Annotated in this window: 19 protein-coding genes and 2 pseudogenes; 9 read left to right on the top strand and 12 right to left on the bottom strand. The window is 46.5% G+C overall.

Going from position 1 to position 25,584, the window contains the following annotated elements:
• Nucleotides 1–12 precede the first annotated feature (12 nt).
• Nucleotides 13–873 (bottom strand): helix-turn-helix domain-containing protein, encoded by an 861-nt coding sequence (locus tag IPJ02_11805; protein ID MBK7376211.1) that lies wholly within the window; start codon nt 871–873, stop codon nt 13–15.
• Between the two features lie 85 nt (nt 874–958).
• Here IPJ02_11805 and IPJ02_11800 point away from each other — a divergent pair, with 85 nt between their 5' ends.
• Entirely contained in the window at nt 959–1,519 is a 561-nt protein-coding gene (locus tag IPJ02_11800) for a short chain dehydrogenase (protein ID MBK7376210.1), read from the top strand.
• Between the two features lie 27 nt (nt 1,520–1,546).
• Nucleotides 1,547–2,050 carry a lipocalin-like domain-containing protein gene (locus IPJ02_11795; GenBank protein ID MBK7376209.1) on the top strand — a complete coding sequence of 168 codons (504 nt, stop codon included), beginning with the start codon at nt 1,547–1,549 and terminating at the stop codon, nt 2,048–2,050.
• 131 nt (nt 2,051–2,181) lie between these two features.
• Here IPJ02_11795 and IPJ02_11790 read toward each other — a convergent pair whose 3' ends face one another.
• Nucleotides 2,182–5,544, bottom strand: coding sequence for a vitamin B12-dependent ribonucleotide reductase (locus IPJ02_11790; GenBank protein ID MBK7376208.1), 3,363 nt, complete (start codon nt 5,542–5,544; stop codon nt 2,182–2,184).
• Between the two features lie 297 nt (nt 5,545–5,841).
• On the opposite strand from IPJ02_11790, the gene IPJ02_11785 reads away from it, so the two are divergent.
• The 7 genes and pseudogenes from IPJ02_11785 to IPJ02_11755 all read left to right on the top strand — a co-directional run bounded on the left by IPJ02_11785 (nt 5,842) and on the right by IPJ02_11755 (nt 14,884).
• Complete coding sequence (locus IPJ02_11785) at nt 5,842–6,012, top strand: hypothetical protein (GenBank protein MBK7376207.1); 171 nt, start codon at nt 5,842–5,844, stop codon at nt 6,010–6,012.
• A gap of 28 nt (nt 6,013–6,040) precedes the next feature.
• The gene (locus tag IPJ02_11780) at nt 6,041–6,493 is read left to right on the top strand and encodes a D-tyrosyl-tRNA(Tyr) deacylase (GenBank protein ID MBK7376206.1); all 453 of its coding nucleotides are present in this window, start codon (nt 6,041–6,043) and stop codon (nt 6,491–6,493) included.
• 35 nt (nt 6,494–6,528) lie between these two features.
• Nucleotides 6,529–6,855 carry a nucleotide pyrophosphohydrolase gene (locus tag IPJ02_11775; GenBank protein MBK7376205.1) on the top strand — a complete coding sequence of 109 codons (327 nt, stop codon included), beginning with the start codon at nt 6,529–6,531 and terminating at the stop codon, nt 6,853–6,855.
• A gap of 51 nt (nt 6,856–6,906) precedes the next feature.
• Nucleotides 6,907–8,400 (top strand): glycine--tRNA ligase, encoded by a 1,494-nt coding sequence (locus IPJ02_11770; protein MBK7376204.1) that lies wholly within the window; start codon nt 6,907–6,909, stop codon nt 8,398–8,400.
• Nucleotides 8,401–8,610: 210 nt separating this feature from the next.
• Nucleotides 8,611–10,255: pseudogene (locus IPJ02_11765) on the top strand (NAD(P)-binding protein).
• Nucleotides 10,245–13,820 carry a pyruvate:ferredoxin (flavodoxin) oxidoreductase gene (gene nifJ / locus IPJ02_11760; protein ID MBK7376203.1) on the top strand — a complete coding sequence of 1,192 codons (3,576 nt, stop codon included), beginning with the start codon at nt 10,245–10,247 and terminating at the stop codon, nt 13,818–13,820. Before IPJ02_11765 ends, nifJ begins: the two are co-directional and overlap by 11 nt.
• 74 nt (nt 13,821–13,894) lie before the next feature.
• Complete coding sequence (locus tag IPJ02_11755) at nt 13,895–14,884, top strand: dihydroorotate dehydrogenase-like protein (protein MBK7376202.1); 990 nt, start codon at nt 13,895–13,897, stop codon at nt 14,882–14,884.
• Between the two features lie 26 nt (nt 14,885–14,910).
• On the opposite strand, the gene IPJ02_11750 is transcribed toward IPJ02_11755, so the two are convergent.
• The 10 genes and pseudogenes from IPJ02_11750 to IPJ02_11705 all read right to left on the bottom strand — a co-directional run bounded on the left by IPJ02_11750 (nt 14,911) and on the right by IPJ02_11705 (nt 25,578).
• Entirely contained in the window at nt 14,911–15,834 is a 924-nt protein-coding gene (locus IPJ02_11750) for an alpha/beta hydrolase (GenBank protein MBK7376201.1), read from the bottom strand.
• 11 nt (nt 15,835–15,845) lie between these two features.
• Complete coding sequence (locus tag IPJ02_11745) at nt 15,846–16,259, bottom strand: hypothetical protein (GenBank protein ID MBK7376200.1); 414 nt, start codon at nt 16,257–16,259, stop codon at nt 15,846–15,848.
• Between the two features lie 2 nt (nt 16,260–16,261).
• Nucleotides 16,262–17,638 (bottom strand): NADH-quinone oxidoreductase subunit N, encoded by a 1,377-nt coding sequence (locus IPJ02_11740; protein MBK7376199.1) that lies wholly within the window; start codon nt 17,636–17,638, stop codon nt 16,262–16,264.
• Between the two features lie 23 nt (nt 17,639–17,661).
• Nucleotides 17,662–19,151 (bottom strand): annotated as a pseudogene (locus tag IPJ02_11735) (NADH-quinone oxidoreductase subunit M).
• 73 nt (nt 19,152–19,224) lie between these two features.
• Nucleotides 19,225–21,159 (bottom strand): NADH-quinone oxidoreductase subunit L, encoded by a 1,935-nt coding sequence (nuoL, locus tag IPJ02_11730; protein MBK7376198.1) that lies wholly within the window; start codon nt 21,157–21,159, stop codon nt 19,225–19,227.
• 63 nt (nt 21,160–21,222) lie between these two features.
• Nucleotides 21,223–22,068, bottom strand: a complete 846-nt coding sequence (gene nuoK / locus IPJ02_11725; protein ID MBK7376197.1) for an NADH-quinone oxidoreductase subunit NuoK — start codon at nt 22,066–22,068, stop codon at nt 21,223–21,225.
• Nucleotides 22,069–22,157: 89 nt separating this feature from the next.
• Nucleotides 22,158–22,634 carry a 4Fe-4S binding protein gene (locus tag IPJ02_11720; protein MBK7376196.1) on the bottom strand — a complete coding sequence of 159 codons (477 nt, stop codon included), beginning with the start codon at nt 22,632–22,634 and terminating at the stop codon, nt 22,158–22,160.
• Nucleotides 22,635–22,748: 114 nt separating this feature from the next.
• On the bottom strand, nt 22,749–23,825 hold the full coding sequence (gene nuoH, locus IPJ02_11715) for an NADH-quinone oxidoreductase subunit NuoH (protein ID MBK7376195.1): 1,077 nt from the start codon (nt 23,823–23,825) through the stop codon (nt 22,749–22,751).
• A gap of 97 nt (nt 23,826–23,922) precedes the next feature.
• On the bottom strand, nt 23,923–25,038 hold the full coding sequence (locus IPJ02_11710) for an NADH-quinone oxidoreductase subunit D (protein ID MBK7376194.1): 1,116 nt from the start codon (nt 25,036–25,038) through the stop codon (nt 23,923–23,925).
• Nucleotides 25,039–25,134: 96 nt separating this feature from the next.
• Entirely contained in the window at nt 25,135–25,578 is a 444-nt protein-coding gene (locus tag IPJ02_11705) for an NADH-quinone oxidoreductase subunit C (GenBank protein MBK7376193.1), read from the bottom strand.
• Nucleotides 25,579–25,584: the final 6 nt, after the last annotated feature.

Here is a 25,584-nt window from a genome sequence, read left to right as displayed (position 1 = left end):
TTTCCCTTCCTGTTAAGCGATGGCCTTTTCATCATCAGCGGATTTTTTTCTGAACGCGGAAGGACTTAATCCTTTATATTTTTTGAACATCCTGTTCAAATGACTTTCGTCTGCAAAGTTAAGCTCAAAGGCAATTTCATTAATCCGCATATCACTATGCAGCAACCTTGTCTCCACTAAACGCATTTTGAAATTCAGAATGTAATTCTGAAGTGTATCACCGGTTTGTTTTTTAAAATACCGGCCCAGGTAGGCAATGGAAATACCCAGGCTTTTGCTCATCTTCTCCACCTGGAGCATTTTAGGTTCAAAGATATTCTCCTGTATATAATGCAGGATCTCCAGTACGGGTTCACCGGTATTCTCCTTCAGGTTTTTGGGAAGCTTCAGCGCTATATTTCTTGCCACCACCATAATTACAGTATTCACGATCTGCTCTATGATCTTGCTGTAATAGATCTGCTGGTTGGTATTTTCCCGTATGATACTGTCAACCAATGATGCAATGAGCGGTTTATCTGCTTTGTTCTTTAATATGCATCCCGGGCGGTGACTGGCATTTTTGAGGATGTACTCCAACCGCTGCACCGCATCTTTGTCTCTTGAAATATTTGATCTTACATAGTACTCATTGAAGCGGAGAAAAAAGAACCGGGACATTGTTGCTATTTCAAAAGAATGTGTATCCTCCGGTGTGATCAAAAAGAGATTGCCCTTGCGGTAATTAAAACTGTTCCGGTTAATGTACTGTACGCCGGTTCCGTCAACAATATAAATCAGTTCAAAGAAGCTTTTGCTCCGGTTAGTCTTCGGATACCTGCCCAGTTCTTTGTACTCAATTTCAAAGGGCTTGTACAAATTTTCTTTTATCATTAAGGGCAAGATACAGAATAAGTGCAAAATTGTACAAGTATGGATCCTGTTGTCTTGTATAATTTTACACTACTAAACTTAAAAAATGAAAGTACTTGTAATTGGCGCAAGCGGGGCTATTGGTAAGATCATCACCCCCCTGCTTGCGGAAAAACATGAGATCATAACAGCCGGCAGAAACAGCGGAGATATCCGGGTGGATATTTCTTCAGCCGCCTCAATAGAAAATATGTTTAAAACAACAGCCAACGTTGATGCCTGTATTTGTACAGCCGGGGACAGTTATGCCGGAGAACTGTTCTCCATGACGGAGGAAAAGCTGAACCTGGGAATAAAAAATAAACTCTTAGGACAGGCCAACCTTGTATGCATTGGGCAACATTATTTAAACGACAATGGTTCTTTTACGCTCACTTCCGGGAAAATGGGTGACAAGCCAGCCAAAAATGCAGCAGGCAAGGCCATTGCCAATGGGGGCATCAATAGTTTTGTATTGGCTGCATCACTGGAAATGCCAAGAGGCATCCGGGTTAATGTGGTGAGCCCCGCCAGGATCTCAGATATACCTGCTAACGATTTAGCAGGGGGCTACAAAAGGAGTATTGAAGGAACTGCCAACGGGGAGCTTATAAAAATAAACTATTAATATCCACTCTTAAAACAAATGAATGACATGAAAAAAATAATGACCGCATTTCTTATCCTGGTAAATGTTTCGGTATTATACGCTCAACAAAATAAAGATCTAAAAGAGCAATTAACCGGAACATGGACATTGGTATCCGTTGATAATATTTATCCCGACAGCAGCAGGCAGCATCCGTATGGGGAGGATCCTGCGGGGATGCTGGTATTTGATGCCAGGGGAAATTATGCCATCCAGATCCTGAAAGCGGTAAGGCCCAAAGTTGCATCCGGGGATAAGAACAAGGGCACGGCTGAAGAATACCAGGCCCTGGTGCAGGGAAGTAATTCGCATTTTGGCACGTATTCAGTTGACGAAGCCAGCAAAACAATTACATTCAATATAGCGCATGCTTCTTTTCCTAACTGGGAAGGCACCGTACAAAAACGCCTGTACAGGTATACCGGCAATGAGATCAAATACGTGGTAACTCATACCACGCAGGGAGGACAGTCTGTTATTGCAGAAGTTGCCTGGAAGCGGCTTCAATAGAAGTTCAGCAATGGTATAAAGCTTAAGTGAGTTCCGATAACTACCGGAACAACGATGTTTTATAGTCATTTAAAAAAAGCGCCACTCAAATGAGTGGCGCCCGTTTTATGTTCGTGCTTAATCAAACCATCTTAACTGCAGCCCATGCTGTTTCCGCAATTCAGGCATTTGTAGCAGGTGCCGCTGCGTACGGTGATATGTCCGCAGGTATTGCAGGCCGGTGCATCGCTCTGCATGCTCTTGGCGGCTGCATTCACCGCATCCAGTCCTTTCTCTGCCTTTTTATGGGCCGTGCGGTGCTGCGCCTTTACCGGGGATGCTGAACCGGTGCTGCTGACCACCCTCACTTCACTCAGTTCGGGTTTACGCTCACCAATGGTGGGTGTATTCTCATCCCAGGGTTCGTTGCCCTGGTTCAGCACTTCAGGCGTATCCAGTACATGAACCAGGTCGTTCCTGCCTAAGTATTCATAGGCCAGTGAGCGGAAGATGAAATCGATGATGGAGGTTGCGCTCTTGATATTCGGGTGATCCACCATGCCGCTTGGCTCGAAACGGGTGAACACGAATTTCTCTACATACTCTTCCAGGGGAACTCCGTATTGCAGGCCGATGGAGATGGCAATGGCAAAACAGTTAAGCATACTGCGCATGGTGGCGCCTTCCTTCGCCATGTCAATGAATATCTCCCCAAGGGTGCCGTCGTTGTATTCGCCGGTACGCAGGAACAGGGCCTGCCCGTTTATTTTTGCTTTTTGTGTAAAGCCGCGACGCTTGGCTGGTAACGCCCTTCTCTCCACGATCATCGCCAGCTGGCGCTTCAAGGTGGTATCGGCGCTGCTCTGAACACGCTTGTTCATTTCATCCAGCAGGTCATCAATGGTCAGTTTGCCCATATCCACCATGGTGCTGATGTCGGCAGCCAGTGCAGCAGCGCTTTCTTCGCTGATGGGTTCGTCCAGTTTCTTTTTCTTATCGCTCTTGTTGCTTAACGGCTGCGATAATTTAGAACCATCCCTGTATAACGCACAGGCTTTTAAACCAAGCTCCCAGCTGAGGCGGTAAGAATCAGCAATTTCCTCCTGGGTTGCTTCATTCGGCAGGTTGATGGTTTTTGAGATGGCGCCGCTCAGGAATGGCTGCGCTGCACCCATCATACGGATGTGCCCGTGTGCATGTATGTAACGTTCGCCGATCTTTCCGCATTTGTTGGCACAATCAAAAACAGAAAGGTGTTCTTCTTTCAAATAAGGAGCACCTTCCACCGTCATGGTACCACATATATATATGTTGGCCGCTTCAATTTCGTCGTCGCTGAATCCCAATGCTTCCAGCAGGCTCCAGTTATAATCACCATATTGCTCCGGTGTAAAGCCCAGCCGCTCCAGGCAGGTCTCACCCAGGGTATATACGTTGAAAACAAACCCGATCTCAAAGGCAGCGCCTAATGCGGCATTCAGTTTATCGATGTCTTCGGCAGTAAAGCCTTTTTCCAGCAATGTTTTGGTATTGATGAAAGGCGCTTTATCCAGTGAAGCATGGCCTTTTGCATACGCTACGATCTCTTCTATTTCTTTTTCACTGTATTTCAGGTTACGCAATGCCTGTGGCACACTCTGGTTGATGATCTTGAAATAACCACCACCGCTTAATTTTTTAAATTTCACCAAAGCGAAATCCGGTTCTACGCCGGTAGTATCGCAGTCCATTACCAGGCCGATGGTCCCGGTGGGAGCAATCACCGTTGTTTGTGCATTGCGGTAGCCGTATTTTTCTCCCAGCTGAACGGCATCATCCCATGCTTTGGTGGCAGCCTTCAGTAAATAATCCGGGCAATATTTTGCATTGATGCCCTGTGGTTTTATGCGAAGACCTTCATACGCACCGGTAGCATCGTATGCTGCGGCACGATGGTTACGCATTACCCTCAGCATGTGCTCTTTGTTCTCTTCGTATTTGTCAAATGCACCCAGGAACCCGGCCATTTCCGCCGATGTTTTATAAGACACCCCGGTCATGATGGCGGTGATGGCCCCGGCAATTCCTCTTGCCTCTTCGCTGTCGTAAGCAATGCCGCTTACCATCAGCATGGAACCAAGATTGGCAAAACCCAGACCTAATGTCCTGTAATCATAAGAAAGTTGTGCCACTTCTTTGGAAGGGAACTGCGCCATCAGTACAGATATCTCCAGCACCACGGTCCACAGGCGGCAGGTATGTTCAAATCCTTCTACATTAAAGCTGTTGGTATCCTCGTCAAAGAAACGGCGGAGGTTCACACTGGCTAAGTTACAGGCCGTGTTATCCAGGAACATGTATTCGCTGCAGGGATTGGAAGCCCTGATGGGACCACCTTCCGGGCAGGTATGCCATTCGTTGATGGTGGTATCGTATTGTGTACCCGGGTCAGCACAACGCCAGGCAGCATAGTTGATCTGGTTCCACAGGTCCTTTGCCCTCACTTTCCGCATCACCCTGCCGTCGCTTCTTGCTTTCAGTTCCCATTCGCCGTCATTATCCAGTACATCAAAAAAATCATTGGGTATGCGGATGGAGTTATTGCTGTTCTGCCCGCTTACGGTGCGGTATGCCTCTCCTTCATAATCGCTGGGATACCCGGCAGCGATCAATGCACCCACTTTATCTTCTTCTTCCACTTTCCAGTTGATGAAGTTTTGGATTTCGGGGTGATCCAGGTCGAGACAAACCATTTTAGCTGCCCTCCTGGTTGTACCGCCGCTTTTGATGGCACCGGCAGCCCGGTCACCTATCTTTAAGAAACTCATTAAGCCACTTGATGTACCACCACCGCTTAATTTCTCTCCTTCGCCACGTATGCTGCTGAAGTTGGTACCCACGCCGCTTCCGTATTTGAATATCCTTGCTTCCCGTACCCACAGGTCCATGATGCCGCCTTCATTCACCAGGTCGTCATTGACGCTTAATATAAAGCATGCGTGTGGTTGCGGACGTTCGTATGCATTCTCTGATCTTTTCAGCAGCCCGTCTTTGGCATCCACATAATAATGTCCCTGTGGTTTGCCGGTGATGCCATATACTTCATGCAGGCCGGTGTTGAACCACTGCGGACTGTTGGGAACGCAGGCCTGGTTCAAAATGGAATATACCAGTTCATCATAAAATACCTGTGCATCGTTTGGCGTGGCAAAATAATCGTAGCGCTCGCCCCACACCCTCCAGCAATGAGCCAGGCGATGAGCAACCTGTTTAACGGTTGTCTCTCTTCCGGTTGTTCCGTCTTCTTTCGGAACACCTGCTTTGCGGAAATATTTCTGTGCCAGGATATCCGTGGCGATCTGGCTCCATTGTTTCGGAACTTCAACGTTGTCCATCTGGAAAACAATTTCGCCTGTAGGATTTTTGATCACAGAGGTGCGGTAATCGTATTCGAACATATCAAAAGGACTAACACCGTCTTTGGTAAACTGGCGGGTAAACTGCAGTCCTTTTAAAGATTGGATTTTCTTTGACATACTATCTTCGTGCTTGAGGGGGTTAAGTAATTGTTAAGCAAACGAAAGTATCTGTTAGCAGGGAAGAAACAAACCGTTAAATATTAACAGTTGTGGAAAAAATCGTGGATAATTTTGAAGACTCAACCGGGCAGGGCTTTTGCTCATTTTTCCCCGGTTTCCGGAAAAATTTTTCATAAAAAATCTTGGAAATTTCAGTAAAACTTCAATGGGTTGATTTTACTGCCTTTTGGGTTTTTTTCTGCAGCCGGTTGAAAAAGCTGGGGTTAAAGAGTAGCTTTATGCAAAACCCCGATCATGAACAGGAAAAAGCTCTACACCCTCCTTGCATTATTGTGCATCGTGGCCGCACTCACCATGTATACAGTTGGTAAGAACAGCAGCCATGTAAGTGAACTGTATGATTACTTCTGGCTGCCTTTGCCACTGGGCGCCCTGTTTCTTTTGCTGGCATCCAGGGTGAAGTAGATCAGCATCGCCTTATTATCTTTAGTATATGAAAGCAGTGATCCAACGCGTAACACAGGCCAGTGTGACCATTGATGGTAACATACGGTCCGCAATCAAAACAGGCCTCCTGGTCCTGGTTGGCATTGAAGATGCCGACAGCAAGGAAGACATTGAATGGCTCAGCAACAAAATTGTAAACCTCCGCATTTTTGATGATGAGAATAAAGTGCCCAATATCGCGGTGAAAGATATGGGGGGCGATATTTTACTGGTAAGCCAGTTCACGTTGCAGGCTTCCACCAAAAAGGGCAACCGGCCTTCATACATCAAAGCAAGCAAACCGGATATTGCCATACCGATGTATGAAAAGATGATCGCCCAACTGGAAAATGACCTGGGCAAAAAAATATATACCGGTGAATTCGGGGCTGATATGAAAGTTTCTCTGCTGAATGATGGACCGGTGACAATTATAATAGATACCAGGAACAGGGAATGATTTATTTTGAATGTTGAATTTTAAATGTTGAATTCATGACTATACAGCAGGCGCAACAGGATGTAGACAACTGGATAAAAACAGTGGGCGTAAAATATTTCAGTGAATTGACAAACCTCGGAATCCTTATGGAAGAAGTAGGCGAGCTTTCCAGGCTGATGGTAAGAAAATACGGTGAACAATCTTTTAAAGAAAGCGATAAAGGAAAAGAACTCAGCGATGAAATGGCCGATGTGCTTTGGGTATTGATCTGCCTGGCCAACCAGACCGGGGTGGACCTTACCGAAGCCCTGCAAAAGAATTTTGAGAAGAAGAATTTGAGGGATAAGGAAAGACATCAGCAAAATGAAAAGCTGAAATAGAACAATTATACCCCTTCAAAGTATTGCCTGCGGTGCTTATCTTTGCGCCCTATGGCAAACGAAGCAAACAATCCTGCCTTGCCGGCAGGCAGGTTCCAGGAGCTGATCTCCCATTGCAAGGAATACGGTTATATTTTCCAGTCATCCGAAATCTATGATGGCCTGGCAGCCGTATATGACTATGGCCAGAACGGCGCCCAGCTTAAAAAGAACATCCGGGACTACTGGTGGAAAAGCATGACCCAGCTGCATGACAACATCGTGGGCATTGATGCCGCCATTTTTATGCACCCCACCACCTGGAAAGCAAGCGGCCACGTGGACAATTTCAGCGACCCGATGATCGACAATAAAGACAGCAAGAAAAGATACCGGGTGGATCATTTGATCGAAACATTCGCAGACGAACAACGAACAGCGGGCAACGATAAACGGGCAGATGAAGTTCTGGCTTCTATGGATGCCTTGCTTGCCAAAGACGATTATGCCGGATTAAAAAAACTGATCGAAGACAATACTATTAAATGTGCCGTCAGTAAAACCTGTAACTGGACCGAGGTCCGCCAGTTCAACCTGATGTTCAAAACAGAATTCGGCGCCGTGGCATCCGATAACCCGGATGATAATATTGTTTACCTGCGCCCCGAAACAGCCCAGGGCATCTTTGTGAACTTCCTGAATGTGCAGAAGACCGGCCGCATGAAGATCCCTTTCGGCATCGCACAAACCGGCAAGGCATTCCGCAATGAGATCGTGGCCCGCCAGTTCATTTTCCGCATGCGGGAATTTGAACAGATGGAAATGCAGTTCTTCGTCCGCCCCGGCACCCAAAAGGAATGGTATGATTTCTGGAAAGAAGAACGAAGGAAATGGCATGAGAGCCTGGGCATCCCTGCCGGCAAATTACGTTTTCATGATCATGTGAAACTGGCGCATTATGCCGATGCGGCACTGGACATTGAATTTGAATTCCCTTTTGGCTGGAAAGAACTGGAGGGCATTCACAGCCGTACCGACTTTGACCTGAAGAACCATGAGAGATTCAGCAAGAAGAAAATACAGTATTTCGATAACGATGTTGACCCCGCCACCGGCAAACCTTACGGAAATTATGTTCCCTTTGTCGTGGAAACCTCGGTGGGGTTAGACCGGTTGTTCCTGACCATCATCAGCCTGGCCTACACAGAAGAGAAGTGGAACAAGGAAGACGGTACGGAAGACAGCCGGGTGGTATTGAAGATCCCGGCAAAGATCGCTCCTACCAAGCTGGCCATTCTTCCCCTGACCAAGAAGGACGGTTTACCCGAGATCGCATATGAACTGATGAACGAATGCAAAACAGCCTTTCATTGTTTCTACGAAGAGAAAGATACCATCGGCAAGCGCTACCGCCGCATGGATGCCATTGGTACGCCGTTCTGTGTGACCATTGACCACCAGACAAAAGAAGACAATACCGTCACCATCCGCTACCGGGATACCATGACACAGGAAAGGGTGGCCCTGAAAGATGTGAAGGACATCATTTTAAAAGCAATATCATAGATGACCCCATTCTAGTTATCGGCCCCCCGCTTTCAGCGGCGGGTCGTTCATTTTACCCATACCGCCTGCTATTCCCTCATCCGCCCAACTGATAAGAATCATTTGTTCACTTGAATTACGTCACCCCCTCTTTTCGGTATTGATTCTATTTTTCCGGAACTGAGCAGGCCTTAGTAAGCCTGTTCATTTTCCAATTTAAAAATCAGTATCATGGCTTCAAATGACATCACCAAACCCGTTGACCTGCTCACGCATGCAGAAGGTACCGGACACCTGCGGACCCGGCGCCCGGTCTACATGGATTTTATGCCCCCCTGTAACAGCGCCTGCCCGGCGGGAGAGAACATCCAGGGATGGCTGGCTTATGCACAGGCCGGTAATTATTTTGAAGCCTTCCAGACCATCCTGGAAGACAACCCCTTCCCGGCCATCATGGGCCGGGTCTGTGTAAAACCCTGTGAAACAGGCTGCAACCGGAACCATATTGATACCACCATCAACATCCATGCGGTGGAAAGATTCATCGGCGATGAAGCCATCAAACAAAACTGGCCCATACAATTCGTGGCTTACACAACCCACAAACGGGTGCTGGTGATCGGCGCCGGGCCATCCGGACTTTCAGCGGCTTATCATCTTGCCCGGATGGGTCATACGGTAGAGGTCTATGAGGCTGGCAGCGAAGCAGGAGGCTTGTTAAGAACCGGTGTTCCGGATTACCGCCTGCCAAAAGACATCCTGGATGCCGAGATCGAACGCATCAAAAAACTGGAAATAACCATAAAGCTTAACCATAAGGTACAGGACGTACTGGCCGAAAAACAAGCCGGTCATTTTGATGCGGTATATGTTTCCGTTGGTGCACAACTCATCCACCAGGAAGAATTTCAGTACGATAACTCCGTGCATATCACCGACGCATTTTCTTTCTTCCAACGGTCCAAAACAGATGCTTCTCCTTACACAAAAAAGAAAGTAGTTGTTTACGGGGGCGGTAAACTGGCCCTGTATATTTCAAGAATGGTAAAACGCTTTGACTCGGAGGCATCCGTTTATTTCTACGGCGATCAAAAAATGATGCCTGCCTACGACTATGAGACCGAAGATGCATTGGCTGAAGGCGTGGAGGTAAAACTCCTCCGCAGTATCAGCCGGGTAGAGAACAAAAAGGTCATCCTCGAAATAATGAAAGTGGAGAAAGGCAAAGCTGTCGGCACCGGTGAATTTGAGATCGTGGAAGCCGACGTGCTGATCAACGCCAGCAAACAGGAAACCGATTCCGGTTTTCTCCGTTCCGTTTCCAACATTAAGATCAATGATGATGGCACCGTGGTAATAGATGCACAGCGCATGACCGGCAGTGAAGGGATCTTTGCCGGCGGCGATATGCTGCCCGGGGAAAACCGGAGTGCAACGATCGCCATTGGCCATGGTAAAAAAGCGGCCAGGTATATCAATGGCTATTTGATGCTGAAGCCCTATCAGAAACCCGATAAACACCAGACCGCCAGTTATAAAAAACTGCACATGTGGTACAAGACCGATGCGCCGCAAAAAGAGCAGGATAAACTGGCACCGGCAGTAGCCGTAAAAGCTTTAATGAAGTGATCCATGGCTTATCTGAAAAGAAGCCCGGTTTGAAGCACAGCGCTGCTTAAGTTGCGGCAATTGTTTTGAATGCGATGGTTGCTTTGGCGCCTGCCCCGAAGATGCGATCATTAGATTAGGCAAGGGCAATCGTTACAAATTCAATTACGATGCCTGCACCGGCTGTGCAGTATGTTACGAGCAATGCCCCTGCCACGCCATAGAAATGATTCCTGAACCTGTTAATGCTGTCAACAATGTCAAATAAAAATAAACCCGTTGCAACCATCGATGGAAACGAAGCCGCTGCGTATGTGGCGTACCGCATCAATGAAGTGTGTGCCATTTACCCCATCACTCCTTCCTCCACCATGGCCGAACTGGCCGATGAGTGGGCCTCCAAAGGAATAAAGAACATCTGGGGCAATATACCCGACGTAATTGAAATGCAGAGTGAAGGCGGTGCCGCCGGAACCGTGCATGGCGCTTTACAGACAGGTTCACTTACTACTACCTTTACCGCATCGCAGGGTTTAATGCTGATGCTGCCCAATATGTATAAGATCGCCGGCGAATTAACCCCTGCCGTATTTCACGTGGCGGCACGTTCATTGGCCGCTCAGGGCCTTTCCATTTTTGGCGACCACCAGGATGTGATGGCAGCAAGAACAACCGGCTTTGCCATGCTGGGATCTGCCAGCGTACAGGAAGCACATGACTTTGCATTGATCGCACAGGTAGCTTCCCTGAGATCAAGGATCCCGTTTGTTCATTTCTTCGACGGCTTCCGTACCTCACACGAAGTAAATAAACTTGAATTATTAAGTGATGAACAGATAAAGGCCATGATGCCGGATGAACTGGTGATCGCACACCGTAAAAGAGGCCTGAATCCGGATAATCCCTTCATCCGTGGTACGGCCCAGAACCCGGATGTATATTTCCAGGGAAGAGAAACCGTAAATACATTTTACAACAATACTTCCGGAATTGTGGAAGAAGTGATGCATGAATTTGCAAAGCTCACCGGGAGAAAATATGAACTGTTCGAATATACCGGCGCAGCAGATGCAGAAGAAGTGATCATCATCATGGGCTCCGGTGCTGAAACGGTGGAAGAAACAGTAAATGCCCTGAATAAAGAAGGAAGAAAGACAGGTGTAATAGCTGTTCGCTTGTACAGGCCTTTCTCCTTATCGCATTTTATAAAAGCATTGCCTGCCACAGCCAGGTCCATCGCCGTACTCGACCGTACCAAAGAATCCGGCGCAGCAGGTGAACCGATGTACCAGGATGTGCTGTCTACCCTGGTAGAAGCATTGCAACAAGGCAAACTGAAAAAATTACCCAATATCGTAGGCGGCCGTTACGGCCTGTCCTCAAAGGAATTTACACCGGCGATGGTAAAAGCCGTATATGATGAACTGAAAAAGAAACAACCTAAAAATGGATTTACGGTCGGCATCAATGATGATATCACTTTCACCAGTCTGGAATATGATCCTGAATTCAAATTAGACGAAAGCGAATGGAGGCAGGGCCTGTTCTTTGGCCTTGGTGCCGATGGAACCGTAGGTGCTAACAAAAACACCATTAAGATCATCGGGGAGAATACGGACCTGTATGCCCAGGGTTATTTTGTATACGATTCAAAAAAATCCGGCGCCCGGACCGTTTCACATTTGCGCTTTGGACCTAACCCTATCAGGGCTCCTTACCTGATCTCAAAAGCCGACTTCATAGCCTGCCACCAGTTCAACTTTACAGAAAAAGTGGAGATGCTGGAATTCGCCAGCGAAGGCGCCACCTTCTTATTGAACAGCCCGTACAGCAAGGAAGAAGTATGGGATAAATTATCCGGGCAGGTACAGAAACAGATCATCGGCAAGAAAATAAAACTGTATGTGATCGATGCAACCACCGTTGCCAGGGAAACCGGTATGAGCGGGCGTATCAACACCATCATGCAGACCTGCTATTTTGCATTATCCGGTGTGTTACCGAAAGACGATGCCATCAAACAAATCAAAAAGGCCATTGAAAAGACCTATTTCAAAAAAGGCCCGAAAGTAATTGAGCAGAACTTTGTAGCCGTGGATGCAACACTGGCGCACCTGTATGAAGTGAGTTATCCGAAAAAATCCTCCGCTGCTTCTGTGGACCGGCTCACCGTTTCAGATAAAGCGCCTGCTTTTGTGAAAGAAGTTACCTCCATGATGATGTCTGGACATGGGGATGATATTCCTGTAAGTAAAATGACGGTGGATGGAACGTATCCGAGCGGCACCACCCAATGGGAGAAAAGAAATATCTCAGACCTGGTGCCCGTGTGGGAACCGGATGTATGTATCCAGTGCGGCAATTGTGCGTACGTGTGCCCGCACAGTGTGATACGGGCCAAATTCTATAATGAAAAATTCCTGGGGAAAGCGCCGGAAGGTTTTAAATCAGCCCCTATCAATGCAAGGGGTTTCCCGGAAACAAAATATTCCTTACAGGTCTATGTGGAAGATTGCACCGGTTGTAATTTATGCGTGGAGGTCTGCCCCGCTACCGACCCGGCCAACCGCAGCCGCAAGGCGATCAATATGGATGAAAAAGAACCGATCCTTCAACAGGAGCAAAAAAATATCGGCTTCTTTGAGAACATTCCATGGAATGACCGGTCAAAGATCGATTTCTCTACCGTTCATGGTGCACAGTTCCTGGAACCCCTGTTTGAATTCTCTGGTGCATGTGCCGGTTGTGGTGAAACACCCTATTTAAAACTATTATCACAATTATTTGGCGACAGGCTGTTGGTAGCCAATGCAACAGGTTGCTCCTCCATCTATGGCGGTAACCTGCCTACCACCCCATGGGCAAAAAATAAAGATGGCCGTGGGCCGGCATGGAGCAACTCCCTGTTTGAAGACAATGCAGAGTTTGGCCTGGGCATGCGCATCACCGCCGATAAACAACTCGCTGTTGCAAGGCAATTATTGCTGGAGATGAAAGATGAGTTTGGTGAAGCCTATGTAAAAGAAATACTGGATGCGCCGCAAACACTGGAATCCGAACTGGTGATGCAGCACCAGCGGGTGGACGGACTGAAAGTAAAACTGAAAGAGATCAAATCATCCAAAGCCGCTCATTTATTATCAATGGCTGATCAACTCGTTCGGCGAAGCGTTTGGTTAGTGGGTGGTGATGGATGGGCATATGATATTGGCTATGGTGGCCTGGATCATGTACTGGCAAGCGGAAGGAATATCAACATACTGGTATTGGATACAGAAGTGTATTCCAATACCGGTGGGCAATCGTCTAAGTCAACCCCAACTGCTGCAACGGCAAAATTTGCGGCAGGCGGTAAAGCAGGTGGTAAAAAAGACCTGGCCATGCAGGCCATCTCCTATGGCAATGTGTATGTGGCAAGGGTTGCCTTTGGCGCCAACCCGCAGCAGGCATTATTGGCCATGCGGGAAGCCGAAGCCTATGATGGCCCTTCCATCATCCTGGCATACAGCCATTGCATTGCACATGGATATGACCTGAAGAATGGACTGGACCAGCAGCACAAAGCCGTTGCCAGCGGTCACTGGCCCTTGCTGCGTTACAACCCGGTCTTGCGTAAGAAGAACCAAAATCCCTTTGTACTGGATTCACCCAGGCCGAACATGGCATTAAAAGATTATGCCTACAATGAGCTTAGGTATAAAGTACTTACCATGACAAATCCTGAAGCGGCAGAAGAGTTGATGAGACATGCTCAGGAACAGGTGAACCTGAAATGGAAAACATACGAAGAACTGGCTACCAAAAAAGCAAGTGATTTTGTTCCGGTAGCATAAATAGTTCATAGTTAATGGTTCATAGAACCTTACCATGATCTATGAACTATGAACCGTGAACTCAAAACAATGTTATGAAAATGCAAACCACCTACATGGGCCTGGACCTGAACTCCCCCCTTGTTGTTTCTGCCTGCACATTAAGTGAGCAGACCGATAATATCGTTAAGATGGAAGATAATGGCGCCGGCGCTGTGGTGCTTTTCTCCCTGTTCGAAGAACAGATACGGAAAGAAGAGGCGTTGTTCAATAGTGTTCTGTCCGGAACATCGTATGCCTTTGCGGAGGCGATGGATTATTTTCCGGGACTGGATGATTATAAAGTAGGCATCAATGAATACCTGGAGAATATCCGCAAAGCCAAAGAAAGGGTGAAAATGCCGGTCATTGCCAGTCTCAATGGCATTACCAATGAAGGATGGATCGATTATTCCAAACAGATGCAGCAGGCTGGTGCAGATGGCATCGAAATAAATATCTTTTTCATTCCGGGAGATATTTCCATGTCTTCATCCGAAGTGGAACATCGTTACCTCAACATCATTGAAACAATAAAACAGACGGTGCAGATACCGGTAGCGGTAAAACTGAACCCGTATTTCAGTGCCACAGGAAATATGGCCATGCGCATGAAAAATGCCGGGGCAGATGCGCTGGTCCTGTTCAACCGCTTTTACCAGCCGGATTTTGACATCAATGAACTGGTGATAAAGACCGACCTGCATTACAGCGAATCCAACGAGATCCGGTTACCGTTATTATGGATCGCCCTTTTATATGGTAAGGTGAAATTGTCCCTGGCTGCCACCACGGGTGTGCAAAGCGCAGTGGAAGTGATAAAATACCTGCTGGCCGGTGCAGATGTGGTGATGACGGCTTCTTCGCTTTACAAGAATGGCATTCCGTATCTTAAAACCATGAACAAGGAACTGAATGACTGGATGTATATGATGGGCTTTGACAGCGTGGATGCCTTCCGCGGGATCATGAGCCAGCAGAACATTTCAGACCCCACAGCCTATGAAAGAGGGAACTATATTAAAATACTGGAAGGCAGGAAATAGTTGTTCTTTAAAAACGGGTTCCGGAATTATTTCTTCAATAAAAAATTCATGGGGATCTCAAGCCTTTTGTTCCAGGATCTTTCGGAATGATCGGCCCCGGGGTATTCTTTCGTGACCCAGTTCATCTTATTAAATCCCCTGCTCTTCATTTTTCTGTCAACCCTCAGTTGGTAGGACCTGTACAAACTGTCGATGGTTTCAGTGCCATGGTCAAAATAGATCTTATGGTTTTCAGGGGATGGGAGGTTTTTTCCAAGATAGTTGATCATTGCCCCGGGAAACGGGTTATTCTCTTTCCGGAAAATACCCGTCCAGTGTGTGGAAAGACAGGCTGCCCCTCCAAATACACCGGGGTATTCACAGATGGCATAAATGGAGATCAGCCCGCCCATGCTGGAGCCTGAAATAAATGTATGCTGTTGATCGGGCAGGGTTGAAAAGGCGCTGTCGATATAAGGTTTCAGTTCCTGCACCAGGAAGCGTAAATAATCATCCGACCGGATCTCATCAACGCTGAATACATCATTTCCACCGACCCGTTTGGCCTTGAGCAATACCTGCTGCTGGTCCCTTCTTAACGATTCATACGGCTTTTGCGGAAGGTATTCATTATGCCGGGTAAGTTCCGTGTTCCAGGCACCCACAACAATGCAGTCTTTTATCTTATTTTCGGCCATTAATTTCCCCAGCACTTCATCAACACCCCATTCCTGGTGATTCCACACAATGGATGAATCAAACAACGACTTACCGTCGTGCATATATAACACGGCATATTTTTTCGTTGCTGAATATCCATCCGGGAGCCACACATCCACATTGCGTGCCGCCACATACCTGGAAGGGAAATTCTCAAAATGCCAAATACTGCCTAAACTTACGTTGGGAATTTGTGCGATGGCCGCAATACTGCTCTGAATCATCATCCATATAACCAGGCAGCGATTCATCAGCAATCAGCTTATTTTTTAAAGGAATTGACGTCTTCGTAGTAGGGTATCTCATCCAGGCTCACGGGTTCATGCTGTTGCCAGTATGCCAGTGTAACCACGTGTCCATCGGGGGTTTTAAGCAGTCTTCCAAAGATCGCATTGATGGTATTGAAAGTATAGTCTGTAACACCTACCGTAAATGTTTTGGGCGCCTCGGGTATGGGTTCGGTAACCGGCGGGGGGACAGCTTCGCCTTCCGCTGGTTTTGCAACCGGCGCCGGGGCAGCTTTAGGGGGAGGCGAAGGAACAACCACAACCGTGAAGTGATTATACTCCAGGATCTTTTTCAGGAACTCCACCCTTTCCGGGGAAACATTCTTCTCTGCAATGCCGCATTTAACGCCATCCAGTTCTTCAAATTCGTGGTTTTTATTTATTGCCATAGCTAACTTAATGATTGAATGTAATCATAGATCCAGCTCAGTAAACCAGCCAGCACAATACCGGCTGCACAGATCATCAGCCCGAGTTTTGCTGAAAGACCGACCTGTATTTTTTCCACCGGCTGCTCATTCTTCTCCATGAATACTGCACGTACCACCCTTAGATAATAATACAACGAGATGATCATATTCAGCGCCGCAATGGTAATGAAAAAATAACTGCCGTTGGATGCACCTGCAGTTAGCAAAAATAACTTGCCAAAGAATCCTGCCGTTGGCGGGATACCTGCCAGTGAGAATAATGCCAATGCCAGTATCCAGCTCAGGAATGGGTTGGTTTGGTAAAGCCCTTTATAATCATCAATATTCTCCTTATCCGTTTGTGATGAGATGGCTGCTGCCACACCGAATGCAGCCAGGTTGGAGAAAATGTATATCAGTATAAAATAGACAACAGAAGCCAGCCCATCTTTGGAATTACCGCTGATACCTACCAGGATAAAGCCAACCTGGGCAATCGATGAAAAAGCAAGGAAGCGTTTGATGTTCTGCTGCCGCAATGCAAACAGGTTGCCAATGATCATGGTGGCGATGGAAAGTATCATCACCATATTATACCAGACCCCGTTCATGGGTTGAAATACCTTATACAGTGTTGCTATGAATATAAAGGCAACGGCACCCTTTGAAATGACCGATAAGAACGAGGTCGCAGCCATGGGCGAACCTTCGTAAACATCTGCCGTCCATAAATGGAACGGCACAACGGACAGTTTAAAGGCAAAAGCGGCAAATAAAAATACGAAGGCAAGTATCTGAAGCGGACTTCCGTCCAGGTACTGCGTCAATTCCGGAAAACGTATGGTACCCGTCGCACCATAGATCAGCGAGATACCAAACAATAAAATGCCGGAAGAGAAAGCGGATGTTAAGATCATCTTCATCGCTGCTTCGGATGACCTTTTTTTATCCAGGTCAAAGTTGGCCATGGCAGCAACCGGTATGGTGGCCAGTTCAAGCGACAAAAAGAACATGAGCAGGTTGCCGCTGGAGATGAGAAAGAACATACCCAGCAAGGCTGAAAGCATCAGCATGAAGAATTCAGGCATGTGTTCCGATCTTTTGAACCAACCGCTGAATAACAACGAAATGAGATACACTCCCAGGTTCAGGATATTCTTCTGCAGAACGATCATTTCTGTTGACTGGTACATGCCGTCGAATAATGTGCCTGCCTTGTTGAAAAAGAAACCTGCCATAAAGTTCAGCAGCAACAATACCTGTATCAGCAGCAGCATGGATTCATTCTTCATCCCTTTGCCCAGTTTGATGAACAGGAGCAGGAAGATGATGGCAGTAACCAGCAGTTCACTTTTCATTATCGTCAGCATTTCATTCATACTTATTCGATTGGTGGCAGCATCATTAATTTTGCTTTTATGATCTCCGTTGCCGGCGTTACCAGGTCGTTCAGCCAGTAAGGCGCCAGGCCAATGGCCAGGATGCCGGCTATCAATATCAGCGCCGCCAGTTTTTCATTCCAGTTGGCGTCGGCCAGGTTTTTATATTCTTCTTTTACCGGTCCCATGGCGGTTTTGGCCACTGCACGTAAAATATACACGGCTGTTACTACAATGGAGAGACAGGCAAGTATTGTTGCCACCCGGCTGAACGCATCGGGGTTCTCCCATGAACCCATGAATACGGTCATCTCGGCAACGAAACCACTCAGTCCCGGCAAGCCAAGTGAACAGAGGCCAACGAGAAACAACACGGTGCTGATGAACGGCATTGTTTTCAGCAAACCTCCCATCTCACTCACCTGCCTGGTATGTGTACGTTCATAGATCATGCCGATGACGGCGAAGAAAAGGGCTGTCATCAAACCGTGAGAAACCATTTGCATGACTGCGCCGGTCATGGAAGTTTTGGTAAGCATGCCTATACCAAGCAAAACAAACCCGCAATGACTTACCGATGAATACGCATTGATGTATTTCAGGTCCTTCTGCATCATGGTGGCGAATGCACCGTATAAAATGGCGATGACGGAAAGCACGATGACAACCGTTGCATATTCCTGTGCTCCCTGCGGCAGCAAATACGTGGCTACCCGTAAGCAACCATAGCCGCCCAGCTTCATGGATATACCGGCCAGGAACATGGAGCCCGCTGTGGGAGCAGAAGAGTGCCCGTCGGGTACCCAGGTATGAAAAGGAAATAAAGCCGTGAATACCCCAAAGCCAACGAATAACAAAGGAAAACAGATCCGCTGTACTTCCGGAGAAATCACCGTTTGGGAAAGGGTCATAAGGTCAAAGGTCCGTTCGGTTGAGTTGAAGTAAACCCCCAGCAGGCCAACCAGTACCAAGGCAGAGCCTCCCATCAGCATCAGCGCCAGTTTATTGGCGCTGTATTCTTTTTTGCCGCTCCCCAGATCCCGATCAGCAGGTATTTTGGTATCACCGCTATTTCCAGGAAAAAGAACAAGATGAAAAGATCAAGTGATATGAAGAAACCATAAGCGCCCAGGCTTAACAGGATGAGCAGGAAATAGAATTCCCTGGTCATCTTCTCAACATTCCAGGAGACCAGTACCCCCGCGATCACCACAAAAGCTGTCAGCAGGATCATTGCCACAGAGATCCCATCAACCCCTAAATGGAAACTGATATGCCAGGAAGGGAACCAGTTATATTGCTGCTCAAATAACATTTGTGCCGTATTGCCTGCAAGCTTTTCATTCCTGAAAGCAAATAACAAAGCAAAAGCCAACACAAACTGGATGGTTGCACCCGCCAGTGATACCCACCTTACCTGCTCAGCATTCCGCATCAGCAATACAACGATTGCAGTCAGTAATGGTACTAATATCAATAACAATAGATTCATCTCATTAATTTAGATTTCAGAGTTATGAATTCACACATTGATAATTCATCATTCTTTATTCATAATTTCCAAATCATTTCCACACATAAATAAAAAGCAAGGCCAGCCCTATCACACCTGCCAGGAAGTAAACCGCGTATTGCTGTACTTTACCCGATTGAATTCTTTTTATTCCTTCCGAGATCATTTCTGTTCCATCACCGGTGAGGTTCACCAGGCCATCCACCACATGCTTATCAAACCATGCCGCCGGTCTGCCGATGAGGTTGAAAATGATCTTCCGGGTGATGAACATATAGATCTCATCAATATAGAATTTATGGTACGCTGCTTTGTACAAACCGTTGAGTGATGCAGCGATCTTTTCCGGTTTATCATTCTGCCTTCTGTACATCCACATAGCGATAAAGATACCCGCCAGTGCCAGCGCCACCGGGGCAATGGAGAACTGCAGGTGGAATCCGGTTTCCAGCGCTTTACCATCTGAGCTAACAAAATGCCCGAATGGGATAAAGCCTGCTGCAGCGGCTCCAACTGCCAATAACAACAGGGGCATCATCATGGCAAATCCGCCTTCCCCATGATGTCCACTGTGTGGGTGGTGCTCCTTGTTCCAGAAAATACTGAAATAGAGACGGAACATATAGAAAGCTGTCAATCCCGATGTGATCAATGCGATCCAGTAAATAGTTGGGCTGTGCTGGTAAGCGGCCAATAGGATCTCTTCCTTGCTGAAGAACCCTGCAAATGGCGGCACACCGGCAATGGCCAGGCAGGCGATCAGGAAAGTGATGTGGGTGATGGGTAAATATTTTCTCAATCCGCCCATGTCCTTCATTTCGTTGCTGTGTATAAAATGGATCACGGCACCTGCTCCCAGGAACAACAATGCTTTGAACATAGCATGGGTGAACAGGTGGAACATGGATGCGGTATATCCCAACCCTTCCTCACCACCATATCCGGAAACACCCAGGGCAAACATCATATACCCGATCTGCGACATGGTGGAATAAGCCAGCACCCGTTTGATATCTGTTTGTGTACATGCGATCACCGCAGCGATCAATGCAGAAATGGCACCCACGTAACCAACCAAACCCAGGGCAGCAGGAGAAGAAATGGCAAACACCGGAAACAACCTTGCCACCAGGAACACGCCCGCCACCACCATGGTTGCAGCATGTATCAACGCGGAGACCGGTGTGGGACCTTCCATGGCATCGGGTAACCAGATATGCAGCGGGAACATCGCACTCTTTCCTGCACCGCCTACAAACACCAGGACCAATCCCCATGTTAAGGCAGATACGCCGAGGAATGAAGCAGTAACCGCATTCTTATATTCAGTGGATTCAGGCGAAGTAAGTGTTGCGATCAATGTATTAAAGTCGAGCGTACCGGAATAGAATGATAATATCAATATGCCTATCAGGAATCCAACATCAGCAAACCTTGTTACAATGAATGCCTTTTTACAGGCAGCTACCGCACTTGGCTTGTCGTAATAGTACCCGATCAGTAAGAAAGAAGAGACACCCACCAGTTCCCAGAATATATATATCTGGAAAATATTAGAGGAAACAACCAGTCCAAGCATGGAAAATGTAAACAGTCCAAGGAAAGCATAATAGGTCGGGAACCTTTCTTCGCCCTTCATGTAAGCGAGGCTGTAAATATGCACCATCAGGGAAACAAAAGTTACCACAACCAGCATCATGGCAGAAATGGGATCGAGGATGATGCCCATGTCAATGGAAACGCCCCTGGAAAATTCCAGCCAGGTATACTTCAACGGCACCAGTTTCTGGTAAACACCCTCCACCCTGCCATACTCAAAGAAATAACCATAGGCCGTATACAATGCCAGCAGGGTTGATGCCAGCAATAAGGCAGTTCCGATAACGCCCGATGTATTCTTAAAATATTTCCTGCCGAATATTCCCAGCATGATGAACCCAGCCAGTGGCAGTAAGGGGATCAGCGCTATGTAGGTTGCGTTAAGCATTATGTTGAGTGTTGAATGCTACATGTTGAATTGGCCCTTCATTTATCATTCAACATTTATCATTTAAAATTTTAACTCTTCTGCATTCTCCACGTCGATGGACTGGTGACTGCGGTAAAGATTTATAATGATCGCAATGGCAACGGCCGCTTCGGCTGCTGCAATGGCAATGATGAAAATGGTAAAGAAAACCCCGTCCAGCCTGTCGGGCCATAAATATTTATTGAAAGCAATAAAATTCAGGTTCACGCTGTTCAGTATCAGCTCCACACTCATCAGCATGGTCACCAGGTTCCTTCGGGTAAAGAAGCCATACACACCAATAAAGAACAGTGCTGCGCTGATGAATAAGAAATGAACTTCATTATTCGAAATTCCTTGTTCCTTGTTCATTATTTTATCTGGTTTACTTTTTAATGCGATCACAATACAGCCGATCATTGCGGCCAGTAATAAAATACTCACTACTTCAAACGGCAGTGCATAGCCGTTATCATCCACCCCAAGCATCTGGTTACCTATATTGGCTACACTTGGCTCAATGGCGGGGCTATTTGTTTTAACAAAACTGTGCTGATACAATTGCAGCATGACCAATGCCAGTCCGCAAAAAGCGGCCAGGGCGGAAAATAATTGCCTGCCCATTTTCTGTCTGGGCAATTCATCCCCTGCCTGCTGGGTAAGAAAAATGGAGAAGATGATGAGCACCACGATACCACCCACATACACCACAATCTGCACCGCAGCAATGAATTCGTACTGCAGCCAGAAATAGATACCGGCAATGCCGATCAGGGAAAATAATAAATAGATGGCGGCACGGAATATCATCCGGGTGGTAACAGCCAGCAACCCGCTCACCAGAGTAAGTGCAGCCAGTAAATAAAATATAATTGTCGCTCCGCTCATTCTTTTTATTAATTCATCTTTTATATATCCGTCTCACCGGCAGATCCTTCTCTGCCAACATCAAACTTCAAACCTCAAACCACAAACTTCTATTCCACCCCTTCCATTATTTTGGATCCGGGGTTATTTAACATTTTAGTTAACTCCGCCCTGTCAAAAACACTGTGCTCAAAGGTCTGCGCCATCACGATCGCATCGGACGGGCAGGCGATGATGCACAGGTTGCACATGGTACAGAGCTCTAAATGATATACCAGTTTATCGATCGCTTTTTTCTTTTTCCCTTCGGGTGTAATGTCGAATTTGGTCACCACTTTGATCGTTCCGTTCGGGCAGGCAAGTTCGCATGCCGTGCAGCCTGTACAACGATGTTCATTATTCTCATCATGCGGCATCACCACTTCACCCTTAAACCGGTCAGCCAGCACCAGGGTATCTTTGTTATCAGGATACTGCTCGGTGATGATCTCTTTGTGATGCGTAAAATAATACCCTGTACGCCGCATGCCTACAGCCAATGATCTTAATGCACCAAAAACATCTTTTATGTATTTTACTATAAACATGCCCTAACCCCTAAAGGGGGATTTGATTAGTTTATGTGAACAAATTTTCATTTCTATTTTTTTATTGCCGGTATTCGTTTCAATCTTCTCCTTTTTCCCTTCAGTGGACAGGTGTCAAAAATGCCACCCCAAAATGGCTATCGCCGTTACCAATAATAAATTAAACATGCTGATCGGTAATAAGTATTTCCACTCCAGGTTCAGCAACTGGTCAATACGCAGGCGTGGGAATGTCCACCTGAACCACATGATCACAAATATTAAGAAAAAGGTTTTACCAAAAAACCAAACGCTTGATGGAACATAATCCATTACATGGTTGAATGCTTCCCAATGGCCGATATGAAAGGGCATCCATCCACCCAGGAATAACGTTGCACCAATAGCGCATACAATGAATACATTGATATATTCTGCCAGGAAGAACAGGGCGAATTTCATTCCCGAATATTCTGTATGGAACCCGGCTGTTAATTCAGATTCCGCTTCAGCCAGGTCAAACGGAGCCCGGTTTGTTTCTGCTGTTACTGCGATTATAAAAATAACAAATGAAATAAGTACAGGAATATGCCCCTTAAAGATCCACCAGCCATCAGCCTGTGCGTTGATGATGTCTGTAATATTCAAACTTCCGGTAAGCACCACAATGGTAAGTATGGATAAGCCTGCAGATAATTCATAACTCACTATTTGGGCCCCACTACGCATAGCCCCCATCAGTGAGTATTTATTATTGCTTGCCCAGCCGGCCATTAAAATACTTATGACCATGATGGATGAAACCGCCGATATATAAAGTACACCGATATTCAGGTCCCACAATTGAAAGTCTTTTGCAAAAGCGATGGGTGCCATTAAAAGCATCGCCACCATCATGGCAATAAATGGAGCCAGGTTGAACAGGAATTTATCTGCTCCGGCGGGTGTCATGCCTTCTTTCACCAATAACTTTAACGTATCTGCCAGTGATTGCAGCATTCCTTTTGGTCCCACACGGTTTGGCCCTAAGCGTATCTGTATCCAGGCAGCTACCCTTCTTTCCATGATCACCAAAACAAGTCCAAGTACAGCAAACAATCCAATCACAGCTACACCGGCAATAACCATTTCAAATATCAATGCCCAGGTTGCACTGAATGTATGGTATAGCCAGTCGTGAATAATGTTTGTTATGTCAGTTAAGCTCCGCATCTCTAGATTTCGAACAAGGAACGGAATAATGAATGCTGAAGTTAACCGCATTCCTTCTTTGTTCTACATTCCTTGTTCCTTGTTCATTATTTTCATTTTATCTGTCTATATCCGGTATCACCAGGTCCAGCGTTCCCATCATGGCAACGAGATCTCCCAACTTACTTCCCCTCGCCATATGATCCAGGGCCGAAAGGTTTGAAAATCCCGGTGAACGGAATTTGATCCGGTAAGGTGTTGTTGCTCCCTCACTAACAATATATACACCCAGCTCCCCTCTTGCTGTTTCCACCCTGGTATAAAATTCTCCTTTGGGTAATTTCAACACGGCTTTTGTTTTTGCCTGGAAATCGCCTTCCGGGATATTGTCAATTAACTGTTCTATAATCCGGATGGATTGTTTCATTTCCCTTATCCGTATCATATACCTGGCCAGTGAATCACACCCGGTTTCCAGTATTTCATCAAACTGTACTTTACCATACACTGCATAAGGATATAATTTCCGGATATCGCAGCTTACCCCGCTGCCCCTTGCTGCAGGGCCGGTGCAACCAAATGATACCGCATTTTCTTTTGACAGGATGCCTATTCCTTTCATCCTGTTTATAAAAATGATATTGCCGGTCACCAATTCATCATACTCATTCACTTTCCTTTTGAACAGGGCAATGAATTCCTTTACTTTCCTCTGAAAGTCAGGGTGCAGGTCCGCCATCAAACCACCCGGCACATAATAATTCATAGTAAGCCTTGCGCCGCAGGTTTCCTCCATGATCTCATTGATCTTTTCCCGCTCCCGGAAGGCATGAAAGAAAGGTGTGAATGCACCGATGTCCATGGCCATGGCGCCCCACCACAATTCATGCGAAGCGATCCGGGTAAGTTCATCCATGATCACCCGTATCACCTGTGCCCTTTCCGGAACTTCGATCTGCATTCCCTTTTCCACACATAAGGCGCAGGCATGATTATTTATATGGGCAGAGAGATAATCCATGCGGCTGGTCACATAAATGAATTGCCGGTAGGTTAAACTCTCGCACATTTTTTCGATGGAACGATGTATATAACCAAGATGCGGCTCAACCTTTTTAATGGTCTCCCCATTCAGGGTGATCACCAGGTGCAATACACCATGTGTTGCAGGATGCTGGGGCCCTACATTGATGACCAGGTCACCTTCGGTGGTTGTGCCTATTTCTTCAAACATATGAATATTGAACAAGGAACAAGGAATATTGAATTTTGAAGTTGGTAATTCCGGTCGTTATTCGAAATTCCTTGTTCCTTGTTCATTATTATTTCTTTATAATTTTATCATATTCACCGGATCTTCAAAATCCTTGCGCATCGGGTTCTTACCTTCCCATCCATCGGGCAATATCAATAACCGCAGGTCGGGGTGATTTAAAAAATCAACGCCAAACATTTCATACACTTCCCTTTCATGAAATTCAGCCGTTCTCCAGATATGGCTTACGGTTTCAATCGCGGGTGTATTTGCATCGAGTTTGGATTTGATAACTATATTGTGGCGGTATTTTGTAGAACTGAGGTGGTATACCATGGAAAGATGGGTCTTCCAGTCTATACAGGTAAGGCAAAAAAGGTAGTCGAAGAATAAGGAATCATCATTGCGGAGTTTACCTGCAAAGGATAACCAATCAGCAGGCTCTATATTTACATTGAGCCATTCTCCACTCTCATCAAAGGTGGCTGCGGAAAGCAGTTCGGTTATTTTGGTTTTCAATTCCCC

It is taken from the genome of Chitinophagaceae bacterium, assembly GCA_016710165.1.
Taxonomy (GTDB): domain Bacteria; phylum Bacteroidota; class Bacteroidia; order Chitinophagales; family Chitinophagaceae; genus Ferruginibacter.
The sequence above is the reverse complement of the archived record's forward strand: the minus strand, read 5'-3'. Positions and strand labels throughout refer to the sequence as shown.

Excerpts from the sequence above, each read along its gene's own strand:
- IPJ02_11805 (MBK7376211.1), bottom strand. The coding sequence starts at position 873 with ATGATAAAAGAAAATTTGTACAAGCCCTTTGAAATTGAGTACAAAGAA.
- IPJ02_11800 (MBK7376210.1), top strand. The coding sequence starts at position 959 with ATGAAAGTACTTGTAATTGGCGCAAGCGGGGCTATTGGTAAGATCATC.
- IPJ02_11795 (MBK7376209.1), top strand. The coding sequence starts at position 1,547 with ATGAAAAAAATAATGACCGCATTTCTTATCCTGGTAAATGTTTCGGTA.
- IPJ02_11790 (MBK7376208.1), bottom strand. The coding sequence starts at position 5,544 with ATGTCAAAGAAAATCCAATCTTTAAAAGGACTGCAGTTTACCCGCCAG.
- IPJ02_11785 (MBK7376207.1), top strand. The coding sequence starts at position 5,842 with ATGAACAGGAAAAAGCTCTACACCCTCCTTGCATTATTGTGCATCGTG.
- IPJ02_11780 (MBK7376206.1), top strand. The coding sequence starts at position 6,041 with ATGAAAGCAGTGATCCAACGCGTAACACAGGCCAGTGTGACCATTGAT.
- IPJ02_11775 (MBK7376205.1), top strand. The coding sequence starts at position 6,529 with ATGACTATACAGCAGGCGCAACAGGATGTAGACAACTGGATAAAAACA.
- IPJ02_11770 (MBK7376204.1), top strand. The coding sequence starts at position 6,907 with ATGGCAAACGAAGCAAACAATCCTGCCTTGCCGGCAGGCAGGTTCCAG.
- nifJ (MBK7376203.1), top strand. The coding sequence starts at position 10,245 with ATGTCAAATAAAAATAAACCCGTTGCAACCATCGATGGAAACGAAGCC.
- IPJ02_11755 (MBK7376202.1), top strand. The coding sequence starts at position 13,895 with ATGAAAATGCAAACCACCTACATGGGCCTGGACCTGAACTCCCCCCTT.
- IPJ02_11750 (MBK7376201.1), bottom strand. The coding sequence starts at position 15,834 with ATGAATCGCTGCCTGGTTATATGGATGATGATTCAGAGCAGTATTGCG.
- IPJ02_11745 (MBK7376200.1), bottom strand. The coding sequence starts at position 16,259 with ATGGCAATAAATAAAAACCACGAATTTGAAGAACTGGATGGCGTTAAA.
- IPJ02_11740 (MBK7376199.1), bottom strand. The coding sequence starts at position 17,638 with ATGAAAAGTGAACTGCTGGTTACTGCCATCATCTTCCTGCTCCTGTTC.
- nuoL (MBK7376198.1), bottom strand. The coding sequence starts at position 21,159 with ATGCTTAACGCAACCTACATAGCGCTGATCCCCTTACTGCCACTGGCT.
- nuoK (MBK7376197.1), bottom strand. The coding sequence starts at position 22,068 with ATGAGCGGAGCGACAATTATATTTTATTTACTGGCTGCACTTACTCTG.
- IPJ02_11720 (MBK7376196.1), bottom strand. The coding sequence starts at position 22,634 with ATGTTTATAGTAAAATACATAAAAGATGTTTTTGGTGCATTAAGATCA.
- nuoH (MBK7376195.1), bottom strand. The coding sequence starts at position 23,825 with ATGCGGAGCTTAACTGACATAACAAACATTATTCACGACTGGCTATAC.
- IPJ02_11710 (MBK7376194.1), bottom strand. The coding sequence starts at position 25,038 with ATGTTTGAAGAAATAGGCACAACCACCGAAGGTGACCTGGTCATCAAT.